The 11,739-nt window shown below is 66.7% G+C and carries 9 protein-coding genes; 7 read left to right on the forward strand and 2 right to left on the reverse strand.

Features of this window, described 5'->3' with window-relative positions; all coding sequences use genetic code 11:
• From ACK41U_RS18095 to ACK41U_RS18120, 6 genes are all read left to right on the forward strand, one after another.
• On the forward strand, positions 1-869 hold an 869-nt coding region (locus ACK41U_RS18095), incomplete at its 5' end, for an ABC transporter permease (protein WP_409683299.1).
• On the forward strand, positions 869-1,744 hold the full coding sequence (locus ACK41U_RS18100; RefSeq protein ID WP_409683301.1) for an ABC transporter permease: 876 nt from the start codon (positions 869-871) through the stop codon (positions 1,742-1,744). The genes ACK41U_RS18095 and ACK41U_RS18100, both read left to right, overlap by 1 nt.
• A gap of 4 nt (positions 1,745-1,748) precedes the next feature.
• Positions 1,749-3,422: a dipeptide ABC transporter ATP-binding protein gene (locus ACK41U_RS18105; protein ID WP_409683304.1), complete on the forward strand. Its 1,674-nt coding sequence runs from the start codon at positions 1,749-1,751 to the stop codon at positions 3,420-3,422.
• A complete protein-coding gene (locus ACK41U_RS18110) occupies positions 3,406-4,578 on the forward strand; it encodes a M20 aminoacylase family protein (RefSeq protein WP_409683307.1) in 1,173 nt (390 codons plus the stop codon). The genes ACK41U_RS18105 and ACK41U_RS18110 overlap by 17 nt, the downstream gene beginning before the upstream one ends.
• Entirely contained in the window at positions 4,575-5,705 is a 1,131-nt protein-coding gene (locus tag ACK41U_RS18115; RefSeq protein WP_409683310.1) for a M20/M25/M40 family metallo-hydrolase, read from the forward strand. Before ACK41U_RS18110 ends, ACK41U_RS18115 begins: the two co-directional genes overlap by 4 nt.
• Before the next feature lie 27 nt (positions 5,706-5,732).
• Positions 5,733-7,139: an amidase gene (locus tag ACK41U_RS18120; protein ID WP_409683313.1), complete on the forward strand. Its 1,407-nt coding sequence runs from the start codon at positions 5,733-5,735 to the stop codon at positions 7,137-7,139.
• 34 nt (positions 7,140-7,173) lie between these two features.
• On the opposite strand, the gene ACK41U_RS18125 is transcribed toward ACK41U_RS18120, so the two are convergent.
• Complete coding sequence (locus tag ACK41U_RS18125; protein WP_409683316.1) at positions 7,174-8,082, reverse strand: NAD(P)-dependent oxidoreductase; 909 nt, start codon at positions 8,080-8,082, stop codon at positions 7,174-7,176.
• Between the two features lie 164 nt (positions 8,083-8,246).
• Between ACK41U_RS18125 and ACK41U_RS18130 the strand changes: the two genes are divergently transcribed.
• Positions 8,247-9,707: an aldehyde dehydrogenase family protein gene (locus ACK41U_RS18130; protein ID WP_409683319.1), complete on the forward strand. Its 1,461-nt coding sequence runs from the start codon at positions 8,247-8,249 to the stop codon at positions 9,705-9,707.
• A gap of 187 nt (positions 9,708-9,894) precedes the next feature.
• Here the strand turns inward: ACK41U_RS18130 and ACK41U_RS18135 are convergent.
• On the reverse strand, positions 9,895-11,739 hold a 1,845-nt coding region (locus tag ACK41U_RS18135; RefSeq protein ID WP_409683322.1), incomplete at its 5' end, for an adenosylcobalamin-dependent ribonucleoside-diphosphate reductase.

Below are 11,739 nucleotides of genomic sequence, written 5' to 3' on the forward strand. Positions count from 1 at the left end.
TGCTGTTGCGCCTGACGCCGGGCGATCCGGCGGCGATCATCGCGGGCGATATGGCCACGCCTGCGCAGCTGGAGCGTATCCGCGAGGCGATGGGCCTGAACCAGCCGCTGCATATCCAGTTCGTGACATGGGTGGGCCAGTTGCTGCGCGGTGATCTGGGGGTCTCGCTGATCTCGAACACGCCGGTCTCAGCCATGGTGGCGGACCGGATCGGGCCGACCTTTTCCATCGCGATCCTGACCATCATCATGTCGGTGGCGATGGCCGTTCCGATGGGCGTGCTGGCCGCGTGGAAGCATCGCAGCGCCGCCGATTACGCGGTGATGACCTTCTCGGTGCTGGGCTTTTCGGTGCCGGTCTTTGTGATCGGATATATCTTCATCCTGATCTTTTCGCTGAAACTGGGCTGGTTCCCGGTGCAGGGCTATGCGCCCATCAGCCGGGGTCTGGGCGCGTTTCTGTCCAACGCCTTCCTGCCCGCGCTGACGCTGAGCACGATCTATATCGCGCTGATCGCACGGATGACGCGCGCCAACATGCTGGAGGTGCTGGGCGAAGATTACATCCGCACCGCCCGCGCCAAGGGCGCCCCCGAACGCACCGTCCTGTTCCGCCACGCACTGAAGAACGCCGCCGTGCCGATCCTGACCGTGATCGGATCGGGCTTTGCGCTGCTGATCGGCGGCGTCGTGGTGACCGAGACCGTGTTCAACATCCCCGGCATCGGGCGGCTGACCGTCGATGCCATCCTGGCCCGCGACTATCCGGTCATTCAGGCGATGATCCTGCTGACCAGCTTTCTCTATGTGATGGTGAACCTGCTGATCGACCTCAGCTACAGCTTCTTTGACCCGAGGATCCGTTACTGATGGCCCCGACCCCTCCTCCTGCCTCGGCGATGCAGCCGGTTCTGCGGGCATTGCGCCTGCCGCATCTGGGCTTTGGCAGCAAGATCGCCGCCGTGGTGCTGGCCGTGATCGTCGTGATGACCCTGCTGGCCCAGTGGATCGCGCCGCATGATCCGCTGACCATGAACCCCATGGTGCGCCTGCAGGGGCCGATCGAGGGCCACCCGCTTGGCACCGACAACTATGGCCGCGACATTTTCAGCCGGGTGCTGATCGGCGGGCAGCTGTCACTGATGATCGGCATTGCCACTGCCGTGGTCTCGGTCCTGCTGGGGCTGGTGATCGGCATGATCGCGGGGTTCTTCCGCACGGCGGATGCGATCATCATGCGGATGATGGATGCGCTGATGGCGATCCCCTCGATCCTGCTGGCGATTGCGCTGGTGGCGCTGAACGGCCCCTCGGTCGGATCGGTCATCGCCGCGATCACCATCCCCGAGATCCCCCGCGTCGTGCGTCTGGTCCGCGCCGTGATCCTGTCCGCGCGCGAAGAGCCCTATGTCGAGGCCGCCATCGCCCTTGGCACGCCGATGCGCAAGATCCTGACCCGGCATCTGGTGCCCAATACGCTGGCGCCGCTGATCGTGCAGGGCACCTATATTCTGGCCTCGGCCATCCTGACCGAGGCGATCCTGTCGTTTCTTGGCGCGGGGGTCAGCACCGAGACCCCCACATGGGGCAATATCATGGCCGAGGGGCGGATGTTCTTTCGCATCAAGCCGGATCTGATCCTGTATCCCGGTATCGCGCTGTCGCTGTGCATCCTGTCGATCAACCTTCTGGGCGACACGGCACGCGACATGCTGGACCCGCGGCTGAAGAAACGGGCGGGGTAAGGCCATGCTGTTCAAGACACGCAATTTCGACGACGCGCCCGTGGTGCTGCAGGCCCGCGACCTGACCGTCAGCCTGCCCGAGACACCGGGCAATCCGCAGGTGCTGAAATCCATCGACGTGACCATCCGTGCATCGGAAACGGTCTGTCTGGTGGGCGAATCCGGGTCGGGCAAATCGGTCACATCGCTGGCGATCATGGGGCTTCTGCCCGACGCGCTGAAGGTGGCATCCGGCACCATCGCGCTGCAGGGCCGCGACCTGCTGCCGCTGACACAGGCGCAGATGCGCGAACTGCGCGCCGCCCGCGTGGCGATGATCTTTCAGGAACCGATGACCGCGCTGAACCCGGTCCTGCGCGTCGGCGATCAGATCATGGAGGTGATGGAGCTGCACACAGACCTGCCCGCCGCAGAACGCCGCGCCCGCGCATTGGCGATCATGGAGCAGGTGCATCTGCCCGACGTGCCGCGCATCTTTGCTTCATATCCGCATCAGCTGTCGGGCGGACAGCGCCAGCGGATCATGATCGCCATGGCGCTGGTGCTGGAACCGGTGCTGCTGATCGCGGATGAGCCCACGACCGCGCTGGACGTGACCACGCAAAAGCAGATCCTGGCCCTGATCGACGAATTGCAGCGCAATCACGGCACGGCGGTTCTGTTCATCACCCATGACATGGGCGTCGTGGCCGAGATCGCGGACACCGTCTATGTGATGAAACAGGGCGAGATCGTCGAGCACGGTCCGGTCGAAAGACTGCTGCGCGATCCGCAGGCCGATTACACCCGCGCGCTGCTGCGGGCGGTGCCCAGCCTGTCGCCCCGCGCGGCACGGGCGGGCACGGGCGATGCGGTGCTGCGGGTCGAGCGGCTGAACAAGATCTATGGCGGCGGCGGCATCTTCCGGAAACTGCCTCAGGCGCATGCGGCGAAAGATGTCAGCTTCGCCCTGTCGCGCGGCCAGACGCTGGGGATCGTGGGCGAATCCGGATCGGGCAAATCCACCGTGGCGCGCTGCATCATGCGGCTGATCGACCCCAGTTCGGGACGGATCATGCTGGACGGATCGGACATTGCCGGACTGTCACGGGGCGCCCTGCGCCCGCACCGCAAAAAGCTGCAGGTGGTGTTTCAGGACCCGATGCGGTCGCTGAACCCGCGCTGGACCATCGCCAACAGCCTGATCGAGGGGCCGCTGAACTATGGCACCCCGCGCCGCGAAGCGCTGGCCGAGGCCGCGCGGCTGATGGAGGTGGTGGGACTGCCCACCGACGCCCTGGCCCGCTATCCGCATCAGTTCTCGGGCGGGCAGCGCCAGCGCATTGCGATCGCGCGGGCGGTGATGATGCGCCCCGATGTGCTGGTGGCGGATGAGGCCGTCTCGGCGCTGGATGTCTCGGTGCAGGCGCAGGTGCTGGATCTGCTGGACCAGCTGCAGCGCGATCTGGGCATTGCCATCGTCTTCATCACCCACGATCTGCGCGTCGCCGCCCAGATCTGCGACGAGGTGATCGTGATGCAGCGCGGCGCCGTGGTCGAACACGGGGCTGCCGCGCAGGTGCTGGCCGCCCCTGCCCATGCCTATACCCGCGCCCTGATCGACGCCGCCCCCGGCCGGTCATGGGATTTCCAGAACTTCCAACAGATGCCCAAGGTGCCCCATGCCGAACCTGCCTGAGATCGACGCCAACGCCCCCGCCCTGTCCGCCATCTTCCGCGACCTTCATGCCCATCCCGAGATCGGCATGGAAGAGGTCCGCACCGCCGCCATCGTCGCCGCCAAACTGCGCGAATGGGGCGTGGACGAGGTGCATGAGGGCGTGGGCCGCACCGGCGTCGTCGGCATCCTGCGGGGCAAGGGTCAGGGCAACCGCCGCGTGGGCCTGCGCGCCGATATGGACGCGCTGCCGATCCATGAGGCGACCGGGCTGGCCCATGCCTCGACCCAGCCGGGCAGGATGCATGCCTGCGGCCATGACGGGCACACCACGATGCTGCTGGGGGCGGCGCAATATCTGGCCGCCAGCCGCCAGTTCGACGGCACCGCGGTGCTCATCTTCCAGCCCGCCGAAGAGGGTCTGGGCGGCGCCCGCGCGATGATCGCGGACGGGCTGTTCCGGCGCTTTCCGGTGGACGAGGTCTACGGCATGCACAACCAGCCCAACGGCCAGCCGGGCCGCGCCACGCTGTGCAAGGGCGCGGCCATGGCGGGGGCGTCGTTCTTTGACATCACCGTGACCGGCAAGGGCAGCCATGCCGCGATGCCTCAGCAGTCGCGCGATGCGCTGGTGGTGGCCTCAGGCCTTGTGGGCCAGTTCCAGACCATTCTGGGCCGCAATGTCGCGCCGTTGGATCAGGCGGTGCTGTCGGTGACCCAGATCCATGCGGGCAGCGCCTATAACGTGCTGCCGGAAACGGCCACGCTGGCGGGCACCGTCCGGTTCTTCAAACCCGAGATCCGCGACCTGATGCAGACCCGGATGCAGGCAATCTGCGAGGGTGCCGCACAGGGCTATGACATGACCATCACCCTCGAATTCCGCGAGATCTTTGACGTGCTGGTGAACGATGCCGCGCTGTCGGACGCGTGGACGCAGGCCGCCGCCGACATCCTTGGCGCCGAAAATGTCAGCGACCAGCAGCCCGTCACCGGGTCCGAGGATTTCGCCGACATGTTGCAGCTGATCCCCGGCGCCTATGGCAATGTCGGCCACGGCGGCACCGTGCCGCTGCACAATCCGGGCTTTGTGCTGGATGAAGGGGTCCTGCCCACCGGCGCCTCGATCTATGCCCGCCTGATCGAACGCCGCCTGCCGCTGGAGGTGGCGGCATGAGCGCGCTGAACCTGCCGTTCGACGCCGGTCAGATGCTGGCGGGCCTGCGCCCCTGGGTGGAATGCGAAAGCCCGACTTGGGATGCGGGCGCGGTCAGCCGCATGATGGATCTGGCGGCGCGCGATCTGTCGGCGATCGGGGCGCATGTGGACACCATCCCCGCCATGGGCGGCTTTGGCAGCTCGATCCGGGCGACGTTTCCGCATGCCCGTCAGGGCCAGCCGGGCATCCTCGTGTCGGGCCATCTGGACACGGTTCATCCCATCGGCACGCTGGACAAGTTGCCGTTCCGGGTCGAGGACGGTCTGGCCTGGGGCCCCGGCATCATGGACATGAAGGGCGGCAACTACGTCTTTCTTGAGGCGATGCGCCAGATCGGGCGTGCGGGCCTGACCACGGCCCTGCCGGTGACCTTCCTGTTCACCCCCGATGAAGAGGTCGGCACCCCCGCCACCCGTGGCCTGATCGAGGATGCCGCCCGTGGCCAGCGCGCCGTTCTGGTGCCCGAACCCGCCCGCCCTGACGGCGGCGCCGTGACCGGGCGCTATGCCATCGCGCGGTTCGATCTGCTGACCGAGGGGCGGCCCAGCCATGCCGGATGGGCGCTGAAAGACGGTCGTTCGGCCATTGCGGCCATGGCCCGGCGCATTCTGCAGATCGAGGCGATGACGACCGAGGACTGCACCTTTTCCGTGGGCGTGATCCATGCCGGGCAATGGGTGAACTGCGTCTCATCGACCTGCCGGGCCGAGGTGCTGTCGATGGCCAAGACGCAAGAGGATCTGGACCGGGGCATCGCCGCCATGCTGGCCCTGCAAGGCTGCGAGAAAGGCGTTGATTTTATCGTGACACGCGGCGTCACCCGCCCGGTCTGGGAACCGCAGCCGGGCACGATGGCGCTGTATGATCTGGCGCGCGGATTGTCGGCTCAGATCGGATTTGACCTGACTGCGGCCAGCGCGGGCGGCGGCTCGGACGGGAATTTCACCGGCGCCATGGGGGTGCCGACGCTGGATTCCATCGGCGTGCGCGGCCGCGGCCTGCACACGCTGGACGAACATATCGAGATCGCCAGCCTGCCCGAGCGCGCGCGTCTGGCGGCAGGGCTGCTGACACAGATCGCCTGAGACCTGAACACGGGGAAAGTGGGACCGATGACCGGACTGAATGAACTGACCGCCGCCGAAATGATCGCGGGCTATGCCGAGGGCAGCCTGTCGCCGGTCGAGGTGACGCGCGATGTGCTGGCGCAGATCGACCGCTGCGAGCCGCAGCTGAACGGCATGTGGACGGTGGATCACGATCTGGCCATGACCGCCGCGCAGGCCGCCGAGGATCGCTGGCGGCAGGGCGCACAGATCATGACCAACGGCGTGTCGCTGGACGGGGTGCCGGTTACGATCAAGGAGAACATCGCCACGAAAGGCGTGCCGATGCCTCTGGGCACCACGGTCAGCGACATGACCCCGCGCACAGCCGACGCGCCGCCCGCCGCCCGCCTGCGCGAGGCGGGGGCGGTGTTTCTGGGCCGCACGACCATGCCCGATTTCGGCATGCTGTCCTCGGGGCTGTCCAGCTTTCACAGGCTGGCGCGCAACCCGTGGAACACCGACATGAACCCCGGCGGCTCAAGCGCGGGGGCGGGGGTGGCCGGGGCGGCGGGTTACGGTCCGATCCATCTGGGCACGGATATCGGCGGCTCGGTCCGGCTGCCTGCGGCATGGTGCGGGCTGGTCGGGCTGAAGCCCAGCCTTGGCCGCGTGCCCATTGATCCGCCCTTCATGGGTCGCGCGGCGGGGCCGATGACGCGCACCGTGCAGGATGCGGCACTTGCCATGGCGGTGCTGTCGCAGCCCGACCACCGCGACCATATGGCCCTGCCGCCGGACATGATCGACTGGCTGGACCTTGACCTCGATCTGCGCGGCCTCCGGATCGGGCTGCAGCTGGATGCCGGTTGCGGGATAGCGGTCAATCCGCAGGTTCACGAGGCCGTGGCCGAAGCCGCACGCCTGTTCGAGAAAGCCGGCGCGATCATCGAGACCCTGCGCCCATGGATGACGCCGCAGCTTTTGCAGGGGCTGGACGATTTCTGGCGCACCCGTGCCGGGCTGGACATCGGCGCGCTGGACCCGCAGCAGCGCCAGGCCGTGCTGCCGGTGATCCGCGAATGGACTGAATCGGGTCTGGGCAAATCCGGCGAGGATGTCTTTCGCAGCTATGCCGCCACCGTCGAGATTCACCGGCGCACCGTCGCCGCGACCGCGCATCTGGACCTGATGCTGTCGCCGGTCTCACCCAATGTCAGCTTTCCCGCCGACTGGGCCTATCCCGCCGACAACGATGTCGGCCGGGCGATGGCGCATATCGGCTTTACCGCGCCCTACAATATCAGCGAGCAGCCCGCGATCTCGGTGCCCTGCGGATATGACCGTGCGGGCGTGCCCATCGGGCTGCAGATTGCCGGGCGCCGTTTCGACGATCTGGGCGTCTTGCGCGCGGCGCGGGCGTGGGAGCAGATCGCCCCGCCACAACGCCCGTGGCCGTTCATGGCACAGTGAGCCGCGCAAAGTGAGCCGCGCGCAAGCCTTCGGATCAGGGGGCGGTGTCAGATGCCGCGCCCCCCGCATCCACACCGAAATAGGCGGCGGCCTCGGACAGATAGCCGTCAGCAAATCCCCCCCCGGACAGGGACCGCAGCGCCGCATCCACGCCGCTGGCCGCGTAATGCGCGGCGGCGACGTCCTGCGACAGGCGCAGGTAATAGGCGATATCCTTGGCGGCGTTCGCGACCGAGAACTTCATCCCCGAATTGTCGCCCTCCAGCAGGAACGGGCCGATCCTGTCCAGCGCCGCGCCATAGCCGCCACCCTTGGCCAGCGCATCGGTAAACACCGCGTCGGAGATGCCGCTTTTGCGGGCGCAGGCCGCGGCCTCGCTCAGCAGGGTCGCGCAGCCGATCGAGACGTAGTTGTGCAGCAGTTTCAGCGTATGGCCCGCGCCGACACCACCCGCGTGAAAGATATTCTCGGCAAAGGTCGCCAGCAGCGGGCGCATCCGGGTGAACAGCTCGTCATCGGCGCCGACCAGCAGGTTCAGCCGCCCCTGCTCAGCCTCGACCGGGGTGCGTGTCATCGCCGCATCCATGAACAGCCCGCCCGCCGCGCGCGTCAGACCCGCCAGCCGCGTGGTCGAGCTGGGAATCGCGGTCGAGCAGTCGATGATCACCGTTCCGGGCCGGATCGCACCCAGCAGCCCGTCCTGGCCCAGCAGCACATCCTCGACCTGAGGCGAGCCCGAGACACACAGGACGATCACATCGCTGCCAACAGCCAGTTGCGGACGGTCTGCAACCCTGACGGCGCCAAGCGCGATCAGATCGTCATCGGGCTGGTTGCCGGGATGATGCAGAAAGCCAAGCGGCCAGCCCTTGGACACCACGTTGCGTGCAATCCCGTGACCCATCAGGCCGACGCCCACCATACCCACCTTCATCACGTCCATCTGCCCCTCGAATTCGGCGGGCGCTCAGGATGGCCTGCCCGCGCTTTGGGGGCAGCTTCGCCTCTGGGCGCCGGGCGGGCAAGACGAAGAACGCACGGATGCCGCCCGAATATGTGGTGCCCGCGCCCGCCGCAGATATTCCGGACGCCCCGACAGGATCACCCATGACACTCGACCAACTGATGCAGATCGATTCCACCCGGATTTTTGTGAATGGCGCCTGGGTGACCCCCCTCAGGGGCGGCATCATCGACGTTCAGGACCCGTCGACGGGCGAGGTCATCGGCCGGATCGGGCGGGGCACCCCCGCCGGGGTCGATGCCGCAGTCGATGCGGCCAATGCCGCACTGGAGGGCGAATGGGGCCGCATGACCGCTACGGAACGCGGGCGCATCCTGATGCGGATGTCCGCGCTGGTGCTGGCCCGCGCCGAGGATCTGGCCATGATCGAGACGCTGGATGTCGGCAAGCCGCTGGACCAGTCGCGCCGGGATTCGACCGCATTGGCGCGCTATCTGGAGTTCTATGCCGGGGCGGCGGACAAGCTGATGGGGACGACGATTCCCTATCAGGACGGCTTCACCGCCTATACCCTGCGCGAGCCGCATGGCGTCTGCGGGATCATCATTCCGTGGAACTATCCCATGCAGATCCTGGGGCGTGCGGTTGGTGCGGCACTGGCGGCAGGCAATACCGTGGTGCTGAAGCCGGCCGAGGATGCCTCGCTGTCGTCACTGGTCTTTGCCGCGATCGCCGCCGAGGCGGGCCTGCCTGCGGGTGTTCTGAACGTCGTCACGGGGCTGGGCACCGATGTGGGCGCGGCCCTGTCGGGTCATCCGCGCATCCATCACCTGTCCTTCACCGGCTCGGTCGGGACAGGCATGCGCATTCAGCAGGCTGCGGCACAGAATGTCGTTCCCGTCACCCTGGAACTGGGTGGCAAATCCCCGCATATCGTCTTTGACGATGCCGATCTGGATCAGGCGATGCCGGTTCTGGTCGCGACTTGCATGCAGAATGCCGGGCAGACATGTTCAGCCGCGTCGCGTGTGCTGGTCCAGCGGGGCATCTATGACGAGGTCAGGCGACGGATGGTCGACATCTATCGCGGACTGGTCGTCGGCCCCGCGCGGGACTGCCACGATCTGGGGCCGGTCGTGTCACGCAAGCAGCAGCAGATCGTGCAAGGCTTCATCGACTGCGGCACGCGCGAGCTGACCACCGCCGCACAGGGACGGCTGCACCCCGACGCCTCACCCGGCGGGTATTTCGTAAGACCAACCCTGTTTTCGGAGGTTCCGCCGGATCACGCGCTTGCCCGGCAGGAAATCTTTGGCCCGGTGCAGGTGCTGATCCCCTTCGGGGACGAGGCCGAGGCGCTGCGCATCGCCAATGGCACCGACTTCGGTCTGGTCGCGGGCCTGTGGACACGGGACGGGGCGCGCCAGATGCGGATGGCCCGGAAACTGCATTGCGGTCAGGTCTTCATCAACAACTACGGCGCAGGCGGCGGCGTCGAACTGCCCTTTGGCGGCACGGGCAGGTCCGGTCATGGCCGCGAAAAAGGGTTCGAGGCGCTGTATGGCTTTACCCGCGTCAAGACAGTCACCATCCATCACGGCTGAGATCCGGGGCGATCCCGACCGCGAATGACTGTGCCCGGCATGGCTGCAAGCGGTGATGATGCGCGAAGATCAGATCGCGGCCCCCTCCGAGAGAGACGAGAACGACGCGGCTCCGGGGGCTGCCGGTGGCCACCATGCAGACATGTCCACGGACGTCAGGACCCGAACACCACCCCGCCCCGCGCACTCAGCCACATTTGGAATGGCCGCAGCTGGGGCAGGTCATGCAGCCCTCGACCATGCGCAGCCCGTATTGGCCGCAGGCCGGGCAGGCCGGGCCGCGCGGGGCCTCGCCCATGGCCATGACCTCGGCCTTGGGGTCGGATTTGAGGCCCAGACCCTCGCCGGCCAGAAAGCCCGTTTCGATCAGGTGCCGCTCGATCACGCCGCCGATGGCCGCAAGGATCGAGGGGACATAGCGGCCCGCCATCCATGCCCCGCCGCGCGGATCGAACACGGCTTTCAGTTCCTCGACCACGAAAGACACATCGCCGCCCCGGCGGAACACGGCCGAGATCATTCGCGTCAGGGCCACGGTCCAGGCGTAATGCTCCATGTTCTTGGAGTTGATGAAGATCTCGAACGGGCGACGGTGCCCCCCCTGCACGATGTCGTTGATGGTGATATAGATCGCATGCTCGCTACCCGGCCATTTCAGCTTGTAGGTCGCGCCTTCAAGGGCTGCGGGGCGGTCCAGCGGCTCGGTCAGATAGACGACATCGGCGCCGCGGTCGGCCTCGGGGGTCTTTTCGGTGGTCTCGCTGACGGACAGGACCGATCCGGTGACCGCGTTGGGGCGATAGGTGGTGCAGCCCTTGCAGCCCAGATCCCATGCGGCCATGTAGACGTCCTTGAAGCTTTCGAAATCAATATCCTCGGGGCAGTTGATGGTCTTGGAAATCGAGCTGTCCACCCATTCCTGCGCCGCCGCCTGCATGGCGACATGGTCGCGCGGCGCCAGCGTCTGCGCATTCACGAAATAATCGGGCAAGGGCGCGTCACCTTTCAGGTCGCGCCACATCTGGACGGCGTAATCGACCACCTCTTCCTCGGTCCGGCTTCCGTCTTTTTGCAGGACCTTGCGGGTATAGGCATAGGCAAAGACCGGCTCGATCCCCGAGGAGACATTGCCCGCATAGAGGCTGATCGTGCCCGTGGGCGCGATCGAGGTCAGCAGCGCATTGCGGATACCGTGTTCGCGGATCGCGCAGCGGACATCCTCGTCCATCTTCGACATGAAGCCCGAGGCCAGGTATTTCCCGGCATCAAACAGCGGAAAGGCGCCCTTTTCGCGGGCCAGATCGACCGAGGCCAGATAGGCGGCGCGCGCGATGGCCTTCATCCAGATGCGGGTCTGTTCAACGGCATCCTCGGCGCCATAGCGCAGGCCCAGCATCAGCAGCGCGTCGGCCAGACCGGTCACGCCAAGGCCGATGCGGCGCTTGTTGCGGGCCTCCAGCGCCTGCGCCTCCAGCGGAAAGCGCGAGGCATCGACGACGTTGTCCATCATGCGGACGGCGGTGCGGACCAGATCGTCCAGCCCCTGCGCGTCCAGCCGGGCGCCATCGGTGAACGGGTCGGTCACCAGCCGCGCGAGGTTGACCGAGCCCAGCAGGCAGGCGCCATAGGGGGGCAGCGGCTGCTCGCCGCAGGGGTTGGTGGCGGCGATGGTCTCGACATAGGACAGGTTGTTGGCGCTGTTGATGCGGTCGATGAAGATCACGCCCGGCTCGGCGAAATCATAGGTCGCCTGCATGATCCGGTTCCACAGGTCCAGCGCCTGCACGGTGCGATAGACGCGCCCCTCGAAGACCAGATCCCAGGGGCCATCGGCGCGGACGGCGGCCATGAAATCATCGGTGATCAGCACCGACAGGTTGAACATGCGCAGACGGGCGCTGTCCTGCTTGGCGGTGATGAACTGTTCGACATCGGGGTGATCGCAGCGCATCGTGGCCATCATCGCGCCGCGCCGCGAGCCCGCCGACATGATCGTGCGGCACATCGCGTCCCAGACATCCATGAAGGACAG

It is taken from the genome of Paracoccus sp. (in: a-proteobacteria), from assembly GCF_046289755.1.
GTDB lineage: Bacteria > Pseudomonadota > Alphaproteobacteria > Rhodobacterales > Rhodobacteraceae > Paracoccus.

Coding starts and splice junctions, on each gene's coding strand:
- ACK41U_RS18115 (WP_409683310.1), top strand. CDS start 4,575: ATGAGCGCGCTGAACCTGCCGTTCGACGCCGGTCAGATGCTGGCGGGC.
- ACK41U_RS18125 (WP_409683316.1), bottom strand. CDS start 8,082: ATGGACGTGATGAAGGTGGGTATGGTGGGCGTCGGCCTGATGGGTCAC.
- ACK41U_RS18105 (WP_409683304.1), top strand. CDS start 1,749: ATGCTGTTCAAGACACGCAATTTCGACGACGCGCCCGTGGTGCTGCAG.
- ACK41U_RS18100 (WP_409683301.1), top strand. CDS start 869: ATGGCCCCGACCCCTCCTCCTGCCTCGGCGATGCAGCCGGTTCTGCGG.
- ACK41U_RS18120 (WP_409683313.1), top strand. CDS start 5,733: ATGACCGGACTGAATGAACTGACCGCCGCCGAAATGATCGCGGGCTAT.
- ACK41U_RS18130 (WP_409683319.1), top strand. CDS start 8,247: ATGACACTCGACCAACTGATGCAGATCGATTCCACCCGGATTTTTGTG.
- ACK41U_RS18110 (WP_409683307.1), top strand. CDS start 3,406: ATGCCGAACCTGCCTGAGATCGACGCCAACGCCCCCGCCCTGTCCGCC.